We start from the raw sequence: 18430 nt of genomic DNA, 5'->3' as shown, positions 1-18430 counted from the left end.
CGCACCACCGAGTATTTCGCCACCAAGGCGGGCGCACCGGGGGCTTCCTCCTGCTCGCGGCTCATGCGCTTCCTTTCTCGCGGGGATTGGCGAAGTTCACGAGAAATACCCATCCTTGTCAAGCAACTGGCCCGGGAACCGGCCGCAATCAGCGCGGCAGATCCAGAAGCGTCGGAAGCCACAGCACCAGCGTCGGGAACAGGATCACCAGCGTCAGCCGGATCAGATCCGACACCAGGAAGGGCACGATCCCGACGTAGATGTCGCGCAAACTACTCTGTGGCAACATCGACTTCATGATCAGGGCATTGATCCCGATGGGCGGCGTCACCATGCCGATCTCGATGACCATGACCATGACGATACCCCACCAGATCGGGTCCATCCCCATGTTCAGGATCAGCGGATAGACGAAGGGCATTGTCAGCACCATCGCCGAGACGGTGTCGAACAGCGCCCCGAGGATGATGTAGATGACCATCAGCCCGGCGACGATCATCAGCGGCGGCACGTCCAGATTGCCGACGATGGCGACCATGTTGGACGGCAGCCGCGACAGAGTCAGCGCATAGCTGAACACGCTGGCGCCGATCAGGATCACATAGAGCATCGCGCTGGTCGCGGCGGTGCTGTAGAGATTGTGCCAGAACACGGCCCAGCTGGTCTTGCCGCGCGCGACGGCGATCACCACGGCCAGGATGGCGCCGATCGACGCGGATTCGGTGACGGTGAACAGGCCCGAATAGATGCCGCCCGCGACCACCGCGGCCAGAAGGATGGTCGCCCAGCTTTCGCGCACGGCCTGCGCCCTTTCGCGCCAGCTTGATTTCTCGCCCGCCGGTCCCGCGTCGGGGTTGAGCGAGACCACGACCCAGATCGACAGCATGTATCCGACGACCGCCAGCACCGCCGGAACCAGCGCTGCGGTGAAGAGCGTCAGGATGAATTGCTCGGAAAGGACGGCATAGAGCACGATGATGACCGAGGGGGGCACCAGGATGCCCAATGTTCCGCCCGCGGCGATGCTGCCCGTCGACAGGGTCGGGGCATAGCCGCGCTGGCGCATTTCGCCATAAGAGACCTGGGTCATGGTTGAGACCGTCGCAATGGACGAGCCGCAGACCGCGCCGAAACCCGCGCAGCCGCCGATCGTCGCCATCGCCAGCCCGCCGCGGTAATGGCCGAGAAAGGCGTAGGCGAGGCGATAGATGTCGCGCCCCATGCCACCCGAGGCGGCAAAGCTGCCCATGATCAGGAACAGCGGAATGATTGCCAGTTCCAGACTGGCAAAGACCGTCGAGGCCTCGGTTCCGACGATGGCGAAAGCCGCTGACCAGTTGCGCAGAAGACCAAAGGTCAGCACGCCCGAAACGCCCATCGCAATGCCGATGGGCACATGCGTCAGGATCATAAGGAACAGGGCGGCGACACCCAGAAGGCCGATGGTTTCGGGGCTCATACGTGATCTCCATCCGCAACGGGAGCGGCCTTGCCGGTGATGATCAAAAGCGTGACGAGACCCTGCATCGGCACCGAGACCCAGACGATGACCGCCGCCAGCCACCACAGCGGGCCGGTGGGAATACGGGCGACAACGGTGCTGGCGTGGCCCGCCGTCTCCTGGCCGGCGATGACCGTCATCTGCCAGGCCAGAACCGCGAGCGCGGCACTCGTGACCAGCGCCCCGAAAGCGGTCAGCCAGCGATGCGCACGGGATCCCAGCGCGCCGCCCAGGAATTCGATGGCGACATGCTTGCGCAACATGACACCCGTCGGAAAGCAGGTGGCGACAATGATGATGATCAGGAGGCTGGACGCGTCATGCGCCCAGATCAACGGATAGTTGAAGACCGCCCGCGCCACCACCGAAGCCACGGTGATGAGCGCGATCAGCATCAAGCCAAGGATGCCGATCAGCGCGGTCGGCCTGCTCAGCCCGATGCTGAGCCTCTCCAGCCGGTCGTATTTCATGTCCAGCCCCCTTTTGTGCTCAGCGCGTGCCGCTGCGGTAGTCGGTGAGCGCCTGCTCATAGGCCGCCATCACGCCGTCGCCTGCGGCACCAGCGACCTGCTCGCGCAGCGCCGCCGTCGCCTCGATGACATCGGCGATCTGCGCCTCGGTCGGGGTGTGGATCACATGACCCCGGGCCGTATAAGTATCGAGGATGCGGGCCCGCTCGCGGCCGTAATAAGCGACCAGCAGGCGCTGCCATTCCTCGCCCGCCCCGGCCATGACCGCCTGCCCCTCGGCCGACAATTCGCCGTAGCTGTCCGGGTTCATCACCAGCGCCATCGCCAAGACGCCCAGCGGGATCTCGTAGCTGTAATGCGCGACCTCGCCCAGACGGAAGATGTCGAAGACCGACCAATCCGCCAGTGCGCCATCCAGCGTGCCGCGGCTGATCGCCTCGGGCGTTTCGGTAATGCTGACACCCTGCGGAACGCCCCCCATGGCCAGCACGGATTCGGTCTGCGTCTGGCCGAGGACCCGCACCCGCAGGCCCTGAACGTCGGCCGGGCTCTCGACCGGGGTCGAGGTGTGGAAGATATAGGGGTCCGTCGTCCAGGCGGCGACCATGTGCAGTTCGTCGCCGGTGCGCAGCGTACCCTCGTTGTGCATCCGCCAAACGGCATAGCTGCCCTCTTCGGCCGAGCGCGCCAGCCCGGGCAGCTCGAACACGCCCCAATCGGGATAGGTCCCGGCGTTGCGCCCCGGGACGATGACAGCCAGGTCAGCGATCCCCGAGGAGACGATGCGATCCTGCTGTCCGGGATCGCGGCCCAGCGTGCCGCCGGCAAAGACCTCGAGCGAGAACTCGCCGTTCGCGCGTTCGTTGATCCAGGCCGCCAGCGGTTCGAGCAGATCGGTGACGAAGGCCGAATTGGCCGGCAGATAGGTCGCGAGGGTCATTTCCCGGGCCAGCGCCGGCAGCGCGGCAACGCCGATCGCGCCGGTCAAGGCCGTGCCCAGCAGCAGGGTTTTCAGTGATGTCATGGTGTCCTCCCATTCGATTGAGCTGTCCCGAGGTGACGGGTGGGCGCTGTCGATTCGCCCCATTCTCAGTGCATTCAGATCATATAAATGAACCTAACTTGTCAATGAAATTTACATGGAGAATGTCGGCTTTAGCGCGGGAACACTGCATTTGAGAGCTAAATTTCTAGGTATAGATGGGTATTTTCGGATCCAAGTTGGCTTGTGAAATCCTTATATAGTCTTTTTATTACACTTTGCGGCAGGCCATCCAGCGGGACAGCCTCAGGCGTTGCTCGGAAGACAGGGGAACCGGGCGGCGCTGTGCGCTGTCGATCAGAACCTGCGTGCAGCGACCCCGGGCGATCAGCGCGCCGTCGCGGCTGATCTCCTGTTCGATGTCAAAGCTGCTCGTCCCCAGCCGCCCGACGCCCAGGCCGATCTCGACCGTCCCGGGCCAGTGCATCTCGCGCAGAAAGTCGATGGTCATCGTCGCCAGCACGACGGTCTGGCCTGCCGCCTCACGAAACCCGCCGGGCTGGCTTTGGAATTCGACGCGGTTTTGCTCGAACAGGGTCGCATAGATCGAGTTGTTCACATGGCCCAGCGGGTCCATGTCGCGAAACCGCAGGGCTTCGCATGTGCGAAACGGAAGTTGCGCGGGGGCGGGGCCGTCAGGCACGGGTTGCCTCGAGCCCCAGCACCGCCGCGGCCGCGGGAATGCGCCGCGTCAGGAAATCCAGGATTTCGCGGTTGAAACCGTCAGGGTCCTCGGCCCAGCCGAAATGACCGACATGCTCCATGCAGCGATATTCCCCCTGGGCAATCTTGGTCGCCAGCTTCTCCATCACCTTGGGCGGCGCGGCCGACAGATCGTGCCCTCCGGCGATGCACAGCGTCGGCACGGTAATACGCGGCAGCACCTCGCGCGCATCGAAGCGCGAGACCGCTTCGATCGCCGCGCGGAAGGTTTCCGGCCTCATCTGCGACACGATGCGGATCACCAGCTCTGTCGCCGGATGATCGGCGCCCGGCGCGAACATCTTGCGCAGCATCCCCGGCGCGAAATCTGCCAGCGATTGCCCCCGGTCCAGCGGCGCCACCCGGTCGCGCACGAAGGCGCGCTGCCATTCGCCCTCGGGCCGGCCGAAGGCGGCGCTGGTGGCCGAGAGGATCAGCCCGTGGATCGCGTCGGGCATCATACCATAGGTGCGGATCGCCACCATGCCGCCCATCGAATGCCCCAGCAGCAGATTGGTCCGGGTCCGTTCACGGGTGATCAGATGGGTCAGCGCCTCGGCCGCACGCTCGACCGAGAAATCCTCGGGCAGGGGGCTCACACCATAGCCCGGGGCATCCCAGGCGACGATGCGCAGACCGCGCGCACTGAAACAGCGCAGCTGATTGCGCCAGTATTCCTTGGCTCCGAAGGCCCCGTGCAACAGGAACAGGGTAACGGGCCCCTCGCCGGTTACGCTGTAATCGGGAAGAATGCGGGTCATGGTTTTTCCTTTGTGGAGTCGCTGCCGGCGCGCGGATCGCTCGCGAAGAGCGCCCTAATGGCCTGAAGATCGGTCTTGCCGCTGGGCATCGTCGGCAGGGCCTCGAGGAGGCGCAGATGCTCGGGCAGCTTGTAGACCGCGACCTTGCACTCGCTTCGCAGATGGGCGCAGAGGTCCGGCAACCGCAGCACGGCACCCGGGCGCAGCACCACCGCCAGCCCGACCTGCTCGCCCAGCCTGGCGTCGGGCACCGGCACGGCGACAGCCTCGGCCACCGCCGGATGGGTAACGGCCAGGCCCTGAATCTCCTCGGCCGAGATATTCAGCCCGCCGCGGACGATGATGTTTTTCAACCTGCCGGTGAAGGACAGATATTGCCCCTGCTCGCCGGCGATCTCGAACAAGTCGCCGGTGCGAAACCAGCCCCCCTCGTCGAACGAGGCCTGCGTCAGTTCCGGATCATCCCAATAACGGCGCAGAATCGCGGGGCTTTTCAGCCGCAGTTCGCCGATCGTGCCCAGGTTGGTAATCTCCACCTCGGTTGCGGGGTCGACCAGGCGTGTCCGCGTCCCTTCCAGAACCGGTAGGCGCGAGCCCGCCTGCCCCTCGGCGTGGCGCAGGAAGCAGCGCGCGCGGATCTCCTCGTCGGCGATATCCTTGTCCGAAGCGATCAACATCGCCCCCTCGCTTGACCCATAGATATTGACCAGCGTGATCCCGAAACGCTCGCGAAACGCGCTCATCAGCCGCGGGTCGAGCTGCGCGGAGCCTGAGGTGATGTGGTGCAGCGCCCCCATGTCGAGCGCCTCGCCCGCCTCGATCCGACGTAGGATCATATTCAGGATCGCCGGCGGGCAGCTGGTGACTTCGGGGCGCTCCTCGGCGATCTGACGCAGGAACACGTCCAGATCGAAGGGGTGGTGCAACACCATCCGCGCAGCCGAATACAGCCAGGCAGCCAGGCCGTTGGCCAGCGAGCCGATCGTGTTCAGCATCCGCGGCGACAGGAAGCAGCCGCCGACCGGCAGTTCCGCGACATCCTCAAGAAAGCGTCGGACGGCCAGGATATCGGCATGGCTGCGCGGCACCGCCTTGGGTCGCGCCGAGGTGCCCGAGGTGAAGACGATGAAGGCCAGATCGTCAGGCACAACCGCGGCTGCGGAGCGAAGCCCATCCAGCGCCATCCGTTCGGCCCCGTTCAGCGGAGCGTCGAGATCGAGCCCGCGGACGCCTTCGGGCAACCCCTCGCCGAAGCCGAAGACCATCGGCGCCAGGGGCGACCTGCGCGCCGCCCCGGCCAGCATCGCCGCATTCGCATGCGAGCCCAGCCGGACATGGCCGATCAGCGCGCGCGGCGACAGGCGCTCGATCAGCGCATCGACCTCGCCTTCGCGGTACTGAACGGGTATCGAGGCGACCACCACCCCGAGCTCGAGGCAGGCAAGCTGCGCGGCCAGCGTCTCGTGCAGGGTCGGCGCGACGAGAAGCACGATATCGCCCTTGCCCAGGCCGGCCTGAGCGAGGGTCAGCGCCAGCCGGTCGATCCGCTCGCCGAGCGCGCGCCAGGTCAGCCGCCGGGCGGCGCCCTCAGCCACCCGCGCCCGGTCGATCGGGTCGATGAGGCACAATTGATCGCCATGCAGGCGACGATTAAGGTCCAGCAGATCCTGCAAGACTCTGATCTCGGTGCTGTCCCGCAACGCGCGTGCCTCCCTGCATCCCGGATGTGGTGGCATTCTATTACATTAAAGAGACTTACTTGCAACACGGATTATGCGCCGCGCCGTCGACGAGCGGAGCCCGATACGCCGACGCAATAGGACCTCATGCCCACGCGAATCGGCAAGAAGTCTAGTTATTACGTGAGCTTGACTCACAGAAGTCCATCGGCAAGTCGCAGCTAGGTGGGGCCCCATCTCAGGCCACCGATTTTTATTCATTGAAACTAGGTTCGTTATATGTATCTTGATTCTCGGGTTGAGAGGGGAGATGGGTGATCCATGGATGCGTTTGTCGTTGATGCTATTCGCACGCCACGGGGGCGTGGCAGGCCCGGGGGCGCGCTGAGCGACCTGAGGGCGGCCGAGCTTCTGGCCGGATTGTTCACTGAAGTCGCGGGGCGTTTCCCCGGGGTGGATGAGTATGCCGACGATACGATGATCGGATGTGCGACGCAGGTCGGCGATCAGGGGGCCAACATCGGCAAGACGGCCTCGTTGTTGGCGGGCTGGTCGGTCGCTGCACCGGCCGCCACCATGAACCGGTTCTGTGCCTCGGGCCTGTCGGCGACGTCCTTGATGGCCGAACGCGCCGCAGTGCAGGATGCGGTCACTATCGCGGGCGGCGTCGAAATGATGTCGCGTACGCCGATGCTGGCCGACAAGGGAGCGATGTTCTTGGATCCGCAGATCGCCGCAAGGCTGGGAGCGCTGCAGCCCGGCGTTGCCGCTGATCTTGTCGCAACCCAGTTCGGCTTCAGCCGCGCGGAATGCGACGCATATGCCGTGCTGTCGCAAGAGCGCGCCGCCGCCGCCCAGGATACCGGCCGCTTCCGCTCTATCGTGCCGGTGCGCGACGCGGCCGGGGCGCTGGTTCTTGACCGGGACGAGACGATCCGGCGCACCAACACCCTAGAGTCGCTGGCCGCGCTGCAACCCGCCTTTACCGAAGCCGCCGCCGGGCGCGACGGCGAGATCCTGCGCGGGCTCTTCCCCGACCTGCCTCCGTTGAACGCGGTTCATCACGCTGGGAATTCTCCGGCTATGGCCGATGGCGCGGCGCTGGTGGTGTTGGCCTCGGCCGCGGCAGCGCGGCGGCATGGGCTGCGGCCCCGCGCGCGCATCCTCGCCACCGCCGAGGCCAGCGTATCGATCACCCAGATCGGGGCGGTCGATGCCACCCGCAAGGCGCTGGCCCGGGCCGGCCTCAGCGCCGCCGATGTCGACTTGTGGGAGGTGCGCGACAGTTTCGCCGCCGTGACCCTGCACTACCTGCGCGAATTGGCGGTGCCGCTGGAGCGGTTCAACGTCAACGGCAGTTCGATTGCCCTTGGACACCCGATGGGAGCGACCGGGGCAATGCTGGTCGGAACGTTGCTGGACGAGATGGAGCTTCGCGGCGTCGATCGCGGCGTCGTCGCAATCACCGGCGCGGCAGGCGTTGCCAGCGCCGCTATTCTGGAGCGCGTCGCCTGACCGGCGCCGCAAGTGGAGGACAAGACATGCCTGAGATCTTTTCGCACGGTCATTCGACCCTGAAATACCCCAACGACAATCCCTATCTTAACGGCGCCCACAAGCCGATCGACCTGGAATACACCGCCCGCGGCCCGGATCTGACGATCATCGGCGAGGTGCCGAAGGATCTTCAGGGCATGTATGTGCGCAACGGCCACAACCAGGTGCACGAGCCCATCGGCAAGTACCATCCCTTTGACGGCGACGGCATGCTGCACGCCGTCTGGTTCAACGAGGGCAAGGTAGAATACCGCAACCGCTTCACCCAGACGACCGGCTATCTGGCCGAGAAGGCGGCCGGTAAATCGCTCTGGCCAGGGATCATCGAGCCCAAGCGCAAGACGCGCCGCGGCTGGGGCAGCATCGGCGCGATGAAGGACAACACCGGCACCGATGTGGTGGTGCATGCCGGCAAGATCATTGTCGCGATGTCGCAATGCTCCGAACCCTACCGGCTGGACACGCAGACGCTGGACACTCTGGGCCCCGACGAGAACTGGGCCGCCGCCCTGGGCGACCGAGGCATCTGCTCGCATTTCAAGGTCGATGAACACACCGGCCACATGATGTTTTTCAACTTCTCGGAAAAGCCGCCCTACATGAATTACGGGGTAATCGATGCCGGAAACAATTTGGTGCATTACGCGCCAATCGAGCTGCCCGGTCCGCGCTGGCCGCACGATCTGGGGATGACCGAGCATTATTCCATCGTGCACGACCTGCCGATGTTCTTCGACCCCGAGAGCCTGAAGAAGGGCGGCCACCGGCTGAAGTTCTGGCGCGATATCCCGGCCCGCTTCGGGGTGATCCCGCGCTTCGGCACCAACGAGGATGTCCGCTGGTTCGAGGCCGAGCCCTGCTACATCCTTCACCTGTCGAACAGCTATGAACAGGGTGACGAGGTGGTGATGGAGGGCTGCATCATGACCAATCCCGTCCCCGACATGCACAACATCCCGGCGGAAGGCTACGAGCGCCTGTGCAAGATGCTGGATCTCCACACGACCGAGACCCGGATGCATCGCTGGTATTTCAACATGAAGACCGGCGAGACGCGCGAAGAGCGGCTGGACGACGAAATCACCGAGTTCCCGATGGTCAACGGCCTCTATAACGGGCGCAAGACGCGCTACAGTTACAACGCCGTCCCGCAGCGCGGCGAATGGCTGCTGGAAGGGCTCAAGAAATTCGATTTTGAAACCGGCAAGACCGACCGCTTCATCATGCCTGCGGGCGAATTCGTCAGCGAGGCGCCCTTCGCCCCCCGCCTCAACGCGAAATCCGAGGATGACGGCTATCTGGTCACCTTCGTGACCAACACCAACACCGGCAAGGGCGAATGCGTGTTGTTCGATGCGCAGAACATCGGCGCCGGGCCGATCTGTCGGGTGATCATGCCCTATCACATTCCCACCGGCGCTCATGCCTTCTGGGCCGGGCCGCACATGCTTTACGAAAACGGCGTCAGTCTGGCGGATTGAACGGACACACCATGAACGAGATGACATCTTCGGTCATCCGTGCGCGCAATCCGCGCACGGGTCAGGTGGATTACACCTGCCCTGCCTTCCCTGCCTCCGGGCTTGACGCATTGATCGCGGGGCTGCGCGCAGCGCAGCCGGGCTGGGTGACCGCGGGCATCGACGGCCGCGCCACGGTGCTGCGCGCCTTTTGCACCGCACTGGCCGCGCGCCGCGAGGACCTGCTCGACGCGCTTCTGGCCGATACCGGGCGCCTGCACGAAAGCCGGATCGAGGCCGATGCCGCCGGGGTCTGGGTCGACCGCTGGGTCGAGGTCGCGCCGCGCTCGCTCGATACACTGCCCAGGGACACGGGTCTGGCCGGGATCACCGGCACGGCAGGGTTCCGCCCCTATCCCGTGGTCGGCGTGATCGGACCCTGGAACTTCCCGCTGGCTCTGGGGCTGATGGATGCGATCCCGGCGCTGGTCGCGGGATGCGCGGTGATCCTGAAACCCTCGGAGGTGACGCCGCGCTTCGTTGACGTGCTCCAGGCCGCGCTGGACGAGGTGCCGGCCCTGGCCGCGATCTTCCGTGTGGTGCGGGGGGATGGCGCGCTGGGGGCAGCGATCGTCGATCAGGTGGACATGGTCTGCTTCACCGGCTCCACCCGCACCGGGCGGCTCGTCGCCCGCCGCGCGGCCGAACGGTTCATCCCCTGTTTCACCGAACTCGGCGGCAAGGATCCGGCTCTGGTGCTGGAAGGGGCCGATATCGACCGCGCAACCTCGGCCCTGGCGACGGGGGCGACCCTGGGAGCGGGCCAGCAATGCTATTCGATCGAGCGCATCTACGTGCCTCGCTCGCTGCACGACGGCTTCGTCGCCCAGCTGGCTGCGAAGGTCGCGCGGCTACGGCCCAATTGGCCTGATCCCGCACAAGGGCATATTGGCCCGATCACCTTCCTGCCGCAGGCCGAGATCCTGCGGCGCCATCTGGACGATGCCATCGAGCGCGGCGCTCGCATCGTCACCGGCGGGGCGATCGAGACCCACGGCGGCGGCCTCTGGTGCCAGCCGACGGTGCTGACCGATGTCGATCATTCCATGCTGATTATGCGCGAGGAAAGCTTCGGTCCGTTCCTGCCGGTGATGGCCTATGACAGCCTCGACGAGGCGGTGGCGCTGGCCAATGACAGCCACTACGGCCTGTCGGCGGCGGTCTTCGGCCCTGAAGAGGCCGCGCAGGCGGTGGCGCGGCGACTCGACGCGGGCGGGGTCTCGATCAATGACGCAGGGCTGGCCCCGCTCTTCATCGGAAGCCCCCTGGTGCCCGAGAAGACCGCCTTCAACCATTCGGGCCTCGGTGGATCACGCACCGGCGCGGATTCCATCCGCCGCTTCGTGCGCAAGCAGGCCATCCTCTCCAACCCCGCCACAGGGCCATCGCCCTGGTGGTTCAGCCTCTGAACGGAAGATCAATGTTGAATTTCAAGGACAGCGTCGTCTGGGTCACGGGCAGCAGCACCGGCATCGGTCGCGCCGCCGCCCGCAAGTTCGCCAGTCTCGGCGCGGATCTGGTGATCCATGGCCTCAACCAGCAGGATCTGACGGCTGAACTGGCCACCGAACTCACCGCCCTGGGTCGGCGGGTGCTGGTGCTCGACGGCGATCTGACCGACGAGGCCGTGGTCGAGGGGTTTGCCAGCCAGATCGACGAAACTTTCGGCCGCCTCTCGGTGCTGGTCAATTGCGTCGGCGCCTCGCCCGCCAAGTCGAGGCTCGACGACATGCCGATCGAGACCTTCGACCGGGTGCTGGCGATCAACATTCGCACCCAGGTGCTGGCGACGCAAAAGGCTCTGCCGCTGCTGCGCCGCGCGGACGATCCCGCTATCGTCAACATTAGCTCCTCGGTGACGCGGGTCGGGGGGGTACCGGGCGGCATCGCCTATACCACCGCCAAAGGCGGGATCGACAGCTTCACCCGGGCACTCGCGCGAGAACTGGCGCCCGAGATCCGGGTCAATGCCGTGGCCCCCGGGCTGGTCACATCCCCCTTCCACGATGAAGATCCCGAACAGAAATACCCGTGGGTGATCAACGCAGTACCAATGAAGCGCGTAGGAAAACCCGAGGACATGGCCGGGGCCATCGCCTTCCTCGCGTCGCCCGAGGCCCGCTACATCACCGGGGAGACCCTAGAAGTCACCGGCGGGATGCGCCTCAGTTTCTGATCGGCGCCCCCCGCCGGCGGTCGTCGGAGGTCCTTTTGGGTTCAGCCTCCCCCGCCCGGGGCCAATCCGCCAGCTGGCGCCGACCCGTGCCTTGGCAACCTCGAGTGATCCGGCATGGGGATGTGGCTCCGCTTGTCAGAGGCCCCTCTCATCCTGCGTCGTGCTAAGGATAGGCAGCGCTTGGGGCACCGACAGAACCAGGGCCACCAGTTCAGCCTGCCTCTGCACGCCGGTCTTGTAGAAGATGTTTCGCAGATGGAACGCAACGGTCGTCCCCGAGATCGCCAGGTGGTCCGCAATCTGGTTGCGGCGCAAACCTTCGGCCAACAGACAGGCAACCTGGGCCTCCATCGGGGTCAGATCAAACAATTGGCTCAGCGTCGCACTGTCGAGCGGGGGCTGGTCATCCGCACCGCTGAGGATCAGCATGGCGACCGCTTCGTCATGGTGCGTCCGCGCCGGAAGCGACATCCCGACCACCATCAGATGCCCGCCACCACTCAACCGCAGACCGGTCGGAGACATACCTTCATCGGTGTTCAACGCCCCGAGCAGTGCGGACAGCTTCCGGCCATCCTCGCCGCTGGTGGAGATGCGTCCGCTGAGCAGGATGCCCGCTTCGTCTGCCAGGCGCCGGGCCAGCGGATTGGCATGAACTACGGCGCCCTTGGCGTCGATCAGCACCACGCCAAGGGCCAAGCGATCCAGCGCGGCTAAGCCGGAACGGTCCCCCGGCATCTCCCGCAGCCGCTTCATTCGAGCCAAGCGCGAGTCAACAGTTGCCCGCAGCAGGTCGTAGTCGATAGGCTTCGTCAGGTAATCGTCGGCACCCGCGATGCGCCCGTCTATGACCTGCTGGCGCGAGGAAAGGGCAGTCAGGAAGACGAAGGGTACATCGTCGAGATCGGGCCGCGTTTGGCGCAGTTGAGACATGAAACCCCTGCCGTCCATGCCGGGCAATAGGATATCGCATAGGATCAGATCTGGGCGGCGGCTTTCGAGAAATGCCAGCGCCTTGCTCGCGTCCGCGACCGCAACAACTGCATACCCGGCTTCATGAAGTTCGAACGCGATGTCGTCGCGCAGGGACGGCTCGTCTTCGACGCAGAGGATCATCGGCGTGGTCATACAGAAACCTCCCGCGGTAGGGACAGCGCGGCTGTCAGACCCCCTCCGGAACGCGGCACCAGTGTCACCTCGCCTCCCTGCATCCGGGCCAACTGACGCGCTAGGGTGAGCCCCAAGCCGGAACCGGGCAACGTTTCGTGTCCGCTGCCGCGGTGAAACCTATCAAATGCGCATACCATCTCGTCGGGAGACATGCCGCTTCCTCGGTCCTCAATCCGACAAATGATATGTGACTGCGATTGCGAAACCTCGACATCGACGAAGCCATCCAACGGGGAATATAACAGCGCATTGCAGAGTAGGTTGGACAAGATCTCGCCAGTCAGCGCCGGGTCGCAAAGCGCAACCATCGGCACCGACGGCAATGATTGCCGGATTCGGGAAGGGTCGCGGTCCTTTGCCGCCACCACCTGTTCGTCGATGGCAAAGACAACTAGCTCCCGCAGGTCATGGGCGCTCAGATGCGCGAGAACCCCGCCCCGTTCCAGCCGGGACATCATCATTGCGGTGTCCGTCAGTTTCACAAGCCGGGCAACCGCCTCGCGCGAGACGGCCGCCTTCTCCGAGATCAGTTCGGCCGTAACTGGACCACCGCCTCGCCGTGTCAGGCGGTGCATGGCGCTGTCGATCACGGCCAGAGGCGTACGCAGTTGATGGGCGATCAGATCAGCAAACCGCCGGTGGTTCTCCGAGATTTCGCGTTCTCGCTCCAGATCACTGGCCAGCTTCTCGGCTCGCAGCCGGTCCAGCCGCCCCCACATCAACCTCCGCTCACGATCTATCAGGATGACGGCCAGTCCCAGGCCCGCCAGGGCAGATCCCAGAACCGAAACCAGCGCCAGCCGGTGCAGATGCCCCAACCGGTCCAGCCGCGCCGCCTGTATCTGCCATTCCTCCGACATCACCTGGCTGGCCCTGCTGCGTAGCGCTGAGACCAGCGCCGTTACATGGGCCTGCAGCGCTTCTGGATCGCCGCCGCGCGCGGGATCAAGAGCTAGAAGTCCGTTCCGCCAGCCCGACAGCGCCCCCGAAAGCCCCGCCCCCTCAAGAAATCGGCGCTGGGGGCCCTCCTCCAGCAATGTCAGCCGGGAAACCAAGACGTCGAAACGCGTCAACACCTGTTGCGGCGCGGCGCCCTCGGATAGCGCCAGCGCAAGGTTCAACGCCTCGATCTGCGTCTGACTGAACACCCAGATCATGTTCTCCGTGGCGCTGATCCGCATCTGGCGTTCCAGCTGGACCAGCTGCCACGCCGCCAGCCCCAGAAAACTCAGGCAGATCATCACCAGACCGCCTAGCCCCAGATAACGTATCCACTCTCGCGGGCCCGTCATTGCACATGGAGCGCAACAAGCTGCCAGACCCACCGCATGTCATAGCGGATATCGGCCAGGATGGCGTGATCGTCGCGCGGATAGACGATCCAGACCGGGCCCTTGTCGCGCGGCGTCAGGGGCACGCCATCCATGGACAGCGCGAGTAGCACATCGAAGCGGTGAAAATCCTCGATCGGGATCTCGACGACATAATCGTTCAAAGCGGTAGCGCGCACGCTGGTGCCTTCGGCCCCGGCCTCGGCCAGGATGTCGCGCATTAGAACGCCGCGGAACTCAGGCCGGTGACTGGTAACGCTGGTCGATGTGGCGAATTGGTGCCAGTCCATCGCCTCCAGGTCAGCACGTGTCAGTTCTACCCGGCCATCGCGGACCGCCCCGGTCAGGGTCAGTAAGACGCCCTCGGCCGCCGCAGGCCCGGCCGTGGCCAACAGCGTGGCCAACAGCGCGGCCCGCAGGGCGCCATGTCGCAAATTCATCCCCAGAATCCACCCTGATACCCCGGTCCGCCCCCACCTTAGCACAAGAGACCGTCGGTTCCCCGTTCAAACGAACGGGGCAGCCCATCCTGCCGGAAGTTACCCTGGGACCAACCTGCAAGAGGAGTTCTCCTTGACCCTTCTTTTGACCCTGCGATGGACGAGCACCACTCTAGCCTGTCTTCTGGCGCTGCCGGCGCTGGCCGAACAGCCGGGCGGGCTGATCACCGGCAATCTCGGCGACCAGCCGCTGGAGCTGACCGTCGTTCCCGAAATGTCGGGGGCGACGATCCTTGGCAATTACGTCGATGCCTCGATCATGGCGGTCCGGATGGACGGCGATCAGAGCCCGGTCAATCTGGTTCTGATGCTCAACGGCGAGTTGCCTGCGCCGGGCGAGGTGGCGCTGACAATAGCTTTCGCGCGCGAGATGGGGCGCAACTGGAACGGCGACCAGGACAGCCTGACGCTGACGCTGGAGGACCTCGCTCCGCGAGACGGGATCGTCACCCTGACGGGCACGATCACCGGACAGATCAGCGGCGGACCCGGAGCCGAGACCCTACCCGTCACCTTCAGCTTCGACGCTAGACTGGAAGAGCATGACTGAGCTTGCTCGCGCCAACTCTACCCGACCGCCCGCCCTGCCGATCGCCTCGGCCCGCTGGCGGATCGGCTGGCGACGGCGCGACAGCCCGCCAGGGGACCGGCCATGACACCCGCCGGCTTCCTGGCTGGCCCGTTGCGCGTGACGCAAGAATCCGACGCCGTGCTGGAAATCGAGAACCGCCCGACCCGGCGCGTGGCGATTGCCGCGGCGCTGATCGTGCTGGCGACGGCGGCGGGCCTCGCGGCGATCGCTGATGGTGCCAGCGGAACCGGGGTCCTCGTGCTGGCCATGGCGGGGCTGATCGGCTGGCTCTATCTGCGCGCGGCGGTGCAGGTCACGCAATTGCGTCTGGACCGGACGGCCGGGTTGGCCCGGCTGCGCGTGACCACTTTCCGCGGGCAACATGAAGAGACGTACGCCCTCGCCGAGTTGCACAAGCTCGACAGCGTCGCGCAATACGGAACGGCCGCAGGCAACGATGAGACCCGGCTGGTCCTGATCTGCGGATCGGGACCGGAGCGGCGCGAAATCCTCCTACCGATGTTCCAGCCTGACCCCGAGGAAGTGGTGCGTCTGACCGGCCTCGTCAATCGCTGGCTATTCCGCCTTAGGGGGGAAGACCCGTCATGAGCGTCGCCACAAACACACCCGATCTGCTGGAACTGGAGCTGGGGATTCCCCGCTTCATCTTGTGGTTCGTCATGCTCCCCGTCCTGCCGGTTTCGCTGATCGGGCTGGCCAATCTGATCGGCGGCGCGTTGCTGACCGCGCTGGTGCTGCTGGTTGGGCTGAATGGGGCCTTTGTCGGGGGATACATCGCCCTGTCCGAGCGCACACGGCTGAGGCTCGATGCCGAATCGGGGAGGGTCTGCATCACCCGGACATCGCGGCTGGGGACACACCGGCGAGACTATCCGCTGGCGGCACTGGACAGCGCCGAACTCGACCGCACCAACACCGGGCAGGAAAGCCGCGCGACCTCGAAGGTGGTGCTGGTGTTTCGCGACACCCGCCCGGCGACCCGGATCGCCCTGTCGCGATGGAGCGTGTCAGGCGACGGGCCCGCGCAAATCGCCAATGAGATCAATGCCTGGCTCCGACACCATTTCGGGGAGGCGGCCGACGCCTCCGCCCCTCACCTTTCATTCTGATCGTTTTCCAAAAGGAACCTTGACCGTGTGGGATTTCAAGATCGGGCACGCATTCAGCCTGCTAATGCGAACGCTGCCTTTCGTCCTCTTGCGGGCGGTGGTCTATTTCGGGATCACCCTGGCTTATATCCTCGCCACAGGCACCGGCGCCGGGATCGGCTGGGGCGTCGGCGCCTTCGGCGATGCCGATTTCCGCGCGGCATCGGTGGTCTGGGGTGGCATCGGCGGCTTCGGCTTGGCCGGTGCGGTGATCTATTGGCTGCGCGAGTACATCCTCTACATCGTCAAGGCGGGCCACGTGGCGGTTATGGTCGAGCTGGCCGACGGCAAAGCCTTGCCGCAGGGGCGCGGCCAGATCGCCCATGCCACACTGGTGGTGAAAGAGCGCTTCGGCCAGGCCTCGCTGCTCTTCGCGCTGGATCAGCTGGTGAAGGGCGTCATTCGCGCCGTCACCGGCCTGGTCCGGGGCGTGCTGACGATCCTTCCGATACCTTATGTCCGGCAGTTGATGGGTATCGTACAGGCCTTTCTACGCATGGCGGTGGGTTTCATCGACGAGGTGATCCTCGCCCATGCGATCCACACTCGATCGACGGACGCCTGGGGATCGGCACAGGAGGCGCTGGTGCTCTATGGCCAAAACTGGAAGGTGATGCTGCGCAACGCCGCCTGGCTTACGCTGTTCACCTATGGCCTGGCCTTTCTGGTCTTCCTGGTGACGCTCTCCCCGGCAGCTGCGCTGGTTCATGCCATGCCCGGCGCCTGGTCGGCGGGCGGCTTCGTATTCGCGCTTCTGCTGGCCTGGAGCGTCAAGGCCGCCTTTTTGGACCCCTTTGCCGTCGCCTGCCTGATGCAGGTCTATTTCAAGACGACCGAAGGTCAGCAGCCCGACCCGGAATGGGAGGCGCGGCTGGATCAGATGTCCTCGCATTTTCGCAAGCTGAAGGGGCGCGCAGGCGCCCGTTTCGCAACGCTGCCCAACGGAGAAGCGCCATGAAATCGCTCATCGCCACGGGGCTTGCGGCCCTGACCTTCGCCCTCGCCCCGCCGACGCTCGCCCAAGAACGTCAAAACACAATCCTTGTCCTCGATGCATCGGGATCGATGTGGGGCCAAATCGACGGGGTCAACAAAATTACCATCGCCCGCGAGGTCGTGGCCGACATCCTGGCGGAATTCCCTGCGGACCAGAATCTGGGCTTCGTCGCCTTCGGCCACCGCGAGCGCGGGCAATGCTCGGATATCCAGACGCTGGTGCCGCCCGCGCCGGGATCCGCGGACCAGATCATCGGCATCGTCGAGGCCCTGAACCCCCGTGGCATGACGCCGATGACCGATGCCGTGATCGCGGCGGCCCAAGCGCTGCGCCACACTGAACAGGCGGCCACAGTGATCCTCGTGTCGGACGGGATCGAGACCTGCAACCCTGATCCCTGTGCCGCCGCTCGGGCACTTGAGGCTGCGGGGGTGGATTTCACCGCCCATGTCATCGGCTTCGACGTCAGCGGTGAGGCCGAGGCACTGATGCAAATGCAATGCATCGCCGAAGAGACCGGCGGCCGCTTCCTGACCGCCGACAATGCGCAGGAGCTGTCGCATGCGCTACGCGAAGTCACCGCCACGCTGATGCCGGTCCCCTTCACCTTCACCGCCCATCTCGGCACGGGAACCGGCGGCGAACCGGTTTGGGAGCGGCATTCGACACCACCCGATCTCTCCCTGCTGCCCGGCGAGGTAGTCTGGGAAATCTCGGACAGCGCCTTCAACATCCTCCAGACCGGCAACGCCAATCCCTTCACCGCCGAGCTGCCTTTCGGCGATTATATCGTAACGGTGCATTGGACGGTGCGGGAAACCTTCTCCCAGGCCGACCTTAGCCTGACAGCGGAGACTGGGCGCGATGTTCACGTGTTCTTCCCTGCACCCGCCCCGCGGGAACCGCCGGCGCAGGTCTTCGCGCCGACACAGGTCGTGGTCGGCTCGGCGATCCCCGTCACATGGCAAGCCGAGGGCCTGCATCCGCGCGATTACGTCACCATCGTCCCCGCCGAGGCGCCCGATGGCACCTATGGGCGCTATGACCGGATCGAGGGTCAGACCCAGGGCGAGTTGCGCGCCCCCTCAGAACCCGGCCTCTACGAGGTCCGCTTGCAGCTCGACGTCGGCGATCGGGTACTGGCCCGTACGCCCATCGAGGTGATCGACGCGCAGGTCTCCGTCTCCGCCCCGGCCCAGGTCGTGGTCGGATCCGCCTTTCCCGTCACCTGGCAAGCCGAGGGCCTGCATCCGCGCGATTACGTCACCATCGTCCCCGCCGAGG

At 65.2% G+C, this 18430-nt stretch carries 18 protein-coding genes; 9 read left to right on the top strand and 9 right to left on the bottom strand.

Going from position 1 to position 18430, the window contains the following annotated elements:
• Window positions 1–148: 148 nt before the first annotated feature.
• From VDQ18_RS16065 to VDQ18_RS16040, 6 genes are all read right to left on the bottom strand, one after another.
• Window positions 149–1459, bottom strand: a complete 1311-nt coding sequence (locus VDQ18_RS16065; RefSeq protein WP_323021927.1) for a TRAP transporter large permease — start codon at window positions 1457–1459, stop codon at window positions 149–151.
• Entirely contained in the window at window positions 1456–1971 is a 516-nt protein-coding gene (locus VDQ18_RS16060) for a TRAP transporter small permease (RefSeq protein ID WP_323021926.1), read from the bottom strand. Before VDQ18_RS16060 ends, VDQ18_RS16065 begins: the two co-directional genes overlap by 4 nt.
• 19 nt (window positions 1972–1990) lie before the next feature.
• Window positions 1991–2995 (bottom strand): TRAP transporter substrate-binding protein DctP, encoded by a 1005-nt coding sequence (dctP, locus tag VDQ18_RS16055; RefSeq protein WP_323021925.1) that lies wholly within the window; start codon window positions 2993–2995, stop codon window positions 1991–1993.
• Between the two features lie 229 nt (window positions 2996–3224).
• Complete coding sequence (locus VDQ18_RS16050; RefSeq protein WP_323021924.1) at window positions 3225–3590, bottom strand: thioesterase family protein; 366 nt, start codon at window positions 3588–3590, stop codon at window positions 3225–3227.
• A 58-nt stretch (window positions 3591–3648) separates the two neighbouring features.
• Entirely contained in the window at window positions 3649–4476 is an 828-nt protein-coding gene (locus VDQ18_RS16045; protein WP_323021923.1) for an alpha/beta hydrolase, read from the bottom strand.
• Window positions 4473–6176 (bottom strand): class I adenylate-forming enzyme family protein, encoded by a 1704-nt coding sequence (locus VDQ18_RS16040; RefSeq protein ID WP_323021922.1) that lies wholly within the window; start codon window positions 6174–6176, stop codon window positions 4473–4475. Before VDQ18_RS16040 ends, VDQ18_RS16045 begins: the two co-directional genes overlap by 4 nt.
• A gap of 300 nt (window positions 6177–6476) precedes the next feature.
• Here VDQ18_RS16040 and VDQ18_RS16035 point away from each other — a divergent pair, with 300 nt between their 5' ends.
• From VDQ18_RS16035 to VDQ18_RS16020, 4 genes are read left to right on the top strand one after another with little or no spacing between them, the layout of a single operon-like run.
• The gene (locus VDQ18_RS16035) at window positions 6477–7670 is read left to right on the top strand and encodes an acetyl-CoA C-acyltransferase (protein ID WP_323021921.1); all 1194 of its coding nucleotides are present in this window, start codon (window positions 6477–6479) and stop codon (window positions 7668–7670) included.
• 26 nt (window positions 7671–7696) lie between these two features.
• Window positions 7697–9193, top strand: coding sequence for a carotenoid oxygenase family protein (locus VDQ18_RS16030; RefSeq protein ID WP_323021920.1), 1497 nt, complete (start codon window positions 7697–7699; stop codon window positions 9191–9193).
• Window positions 9194–9204: 11 nt separating this feature from the next.
• Entirely contained in the window at window positions 9205–10641 is a 1437-nt protein-coding gene (locus VDQ18_RS16025; protein ID WP_323021919.1) for an aldehyde dehydrogenase family protein, read from the top strand.
• 11 nt (window positions 10642–10652) lie between these two features.
• On the top strand, window positions 10653–11408 hold the full coding sequence (locus VDQ18_RS16020) for an SDR family NAD(P)-dependent oxidoreductase (protein ID WP_323021918.1): 756 nt from the start codon (window positions 10653–10655) through the stop codon (window positions 11406–11408).
• 135 nt (window positions 11409–11543) lie between these two features.
• On the opposite strand, the gene VDQ18_RS16015 is transcribed toward VDQ18_RS16020, so the two are convergent.
• Genes VDQ18_RS16015 through VDQ18_RS16005 form a run of 3 tightly spaced genes read right to left on the bottom strand, consistent with a single transcriptional unit; the run spans window position 11544 to window position 14349 of the window.
• Complete coding sequence (locus VDQ18_RS16015) at window positions 11544–12536, bottom strand: response regulator (RefSeq protein ID WP_323021917.1); 993 nt, start codon at window positions 12534–12536, stop codon at window positions 11544–11546.
• Window positions 12533–13819: a HAMP domain-containing sensor histidine kinase gene (locus VDQ18_RS16010; RefSeq protein WP_323021928.1), complete on the bottom strand. Its 1287-nt coding sequence runs from the start codon at window positions 13817–13819 to the stop codon at window positions 12533–12535. The genes VDQ18_RS16015 and VDQ18_RS16010 overlap by 4 nt, the downstream gene beginning before the upstream one ends.
• A gap of 47 nt (window positions 13820–13866) precedes the next feature.
• Window positions 13867–14349 carry a molybdopterin-dependent oxidoreductase gene (locus VDQ18_RS16005; RefSeq protein ID WP_323021916.1) on the bottom strand — a complete coding sequence of 161 codons (483 nt, stop codon included), beginning with the start codon at window positions 14347–14349 and terminating at the stop codon, window positions 13867–13869.
• 133 nt (window positions 14350–14482) lie between these two features.
• Here VDQ18_RS16005 and VDQ18_RS16000 point away from each other — a divergent pair, with 133 nt between their 5' ends.
• The 5 genes from VDQ18_RS16000 to VDQ18_RS15980 form a co-directional block, all read left to right on the top strand.
• Window positions 14483–14959, top strand: a complete 477-nt coding sequence (locus VDQ18_RS16000) for a hypothetical protein (RefSeq protein WP_323021915.1) — start codon at window positions 14483–14485, stop codon at window positions 14957–14959.
• A gap of 102 nt (window positions 14960–15061) precedes the next feature.
• Complete coding sequence (locus VDQ18_RS15995; RefSeq protein ID WP_323021914.1) at window positions 15062–15589, top strand: hypothetical protein; 528 nt, start codon at window positions 15062–15064, stop codon at window positions 15587–15589.
• Complete coding sequence (locus tag VDQ18_RS15990) at window positions 15586–16110, top strand: hypothetical protein (protein ID WP_323021913.1); 525 nt, start codon at window positions 15586–15588, stop codon at window positions 16108–16110. The genes VDQ18_RS15995 and VDQ18_RS15990 overlap by 4 nt, the downstream gene beginning before the upstream one ends.
• Window positions 16111–16174: 64 nt before the next feature.
• Window positions 16175–17107: a hypothetical protein gene (locus VDQ18_RS15985; protein ID WP_323021912.1), complete on the top strand. Its 933-nt coding sequence runs from the start codon at window positions 16175–16177 to the stop codon at window positions 17105–17107.
• Window positions 17104–18430 (top strand): vWA domain-containing protein (locus tag VDQ18_RS15980; RefSeq protein WP_323021911.1); only part of this gene is annotated, 1327 nt, incomplete at its 3' end. The genes VDQ18_RS15985 and VDQ18_RS15980, both read left to right, overlap by 4 nt.

The organism is Pararhodobacter sp. (assembly GCF_034676075.1).
Classification (GTDB): domain Bacteria; phylum Pseudomonadota; class Alphaproteobacteria; order Rhodobacterales; family Rhodobacteraceae; genus Pararhodobacter.
The sequence above is the reverse complement of the archived record's forward strand: the minus strand, read 5'-3'. Positions and strand labels throughout refer to the sequence as shown.

What these genes read in the sequence shown, in the direction of transcription:
- VDQ18_RS16065 (WP_323021927.1), bottom strand. Translation starts at nt 1,459, where the DNA reads ATGAGCCCCGAAACCATCGGCCTTCTGGGTGTCGCCGCCCTGTTCCTT.
- VDQ18_RS16060 (WP_323021926.1), bottom strand. Translation starts at nt 1,971, where the DNA reads ATGAAATACGACCGGCTGGAGAGGCTCAGCATCGGGCTGAGCAGGCCG.
- dctP (WP_323021925.1), bottom strand. Translation starts at nt 2,995, where the DNA reads ATGACATCACTGAAAACCCTGCTGCTGGGCACGGCCTTGACCGGCGCG.
- VDQ18_RS16050 (WP_323021924.1), bottom strand. Translation starts at nt 3,590, where the DNA reads ATGGACCCGCTGGGCCATGTGAACAACTCGATCTATGCGACCCTGTTC.
- VDQ18_RS16045 (WP_323021923.1), bottom strand. Translation starts at nt 4,476, where the DNA reads ATGACCCGCATTCTTCCCGATTACAGCGTAACCGGCGAGGGGCCCGTT.
- VDQ18_RS16035 (WP_323021921.1), top strand. Translation starts at nt 6,477, where the DNA reads ATGGATGCGTTTGTCGTTGATGCTATTCGCACGCCACGGGGGCGTGGC.
- VDQ18_RS16030 (WP_323021920.1), top strand. Translation starts at nt 7,697, where the DNA reads ATGCCTGAGATCTTTTCGCACGGTCATTCGACCCTGAAATACCCCAAC.
- VDQ18_RS16025 (WP_323021919.1), top strand. Translation starts at nt 9,205, where the DNA reads ATGAACGAGATGACATCTTCGGTCATCCGTGCGCGCAATCCGCGCACG.
- VDQ18_RS16020 (WP_323021918.1), top strand. Translation starts at nt 10,653, where the DNA reads ATGTTGAATTTCAAGGACAGCGTCGTCTGGGTCACGGGCAGCAGCACC.
- VDQ18_RS16015 (WP_323021917.1), bottom strand. Translation starts at nt 12,536, where the DNA reads ATGACCACGCCGATGATCCTCTGCGTCGAAGACGAGCCGTCCCTGCGC.
- VDQ18_RS16010 (WP_323021928.1), bottom strand. Translation starts at nt 13,819, where the DNA reads ATGATCTGCCTGAGTTTTCTGGGGCTGGCGGCGTGGCAGCTGGTCCAG.
- VDQ18_RS16005 (WP_323021916.1), bottom strand. Translation starts at nt 14,349, where the DNA reads ATGAATTTGCGACATGGCGCCCTGCGGGCCGCGCTGTTGGCCACGCTG.
- VDQ18_RS15995 (WP_323021914.1), top strand. Translation starts at nt 15,062, where the DNA reads ATGACACCCGCCGGCTTCCTGGCTGGCCCGTTGCGCGTGACGCAAGAA.
- VDQ18_RS15990 (WP_323021913.1), top strand. Translation starts at nt 15,586, where the DNA reads ATGAGCGTCGCCACAAACACACCCGATCTGCTGGAACTGGAGCTGGGG.
- VDQ18_RS15985 (WP_323021912.1), top strand. Translation starts at nt 16,175, where the DNA reads ATGCGAACGCTGCCTTTCGTCCTCTTGCGGGCGGTGGTCTATTTCGGG.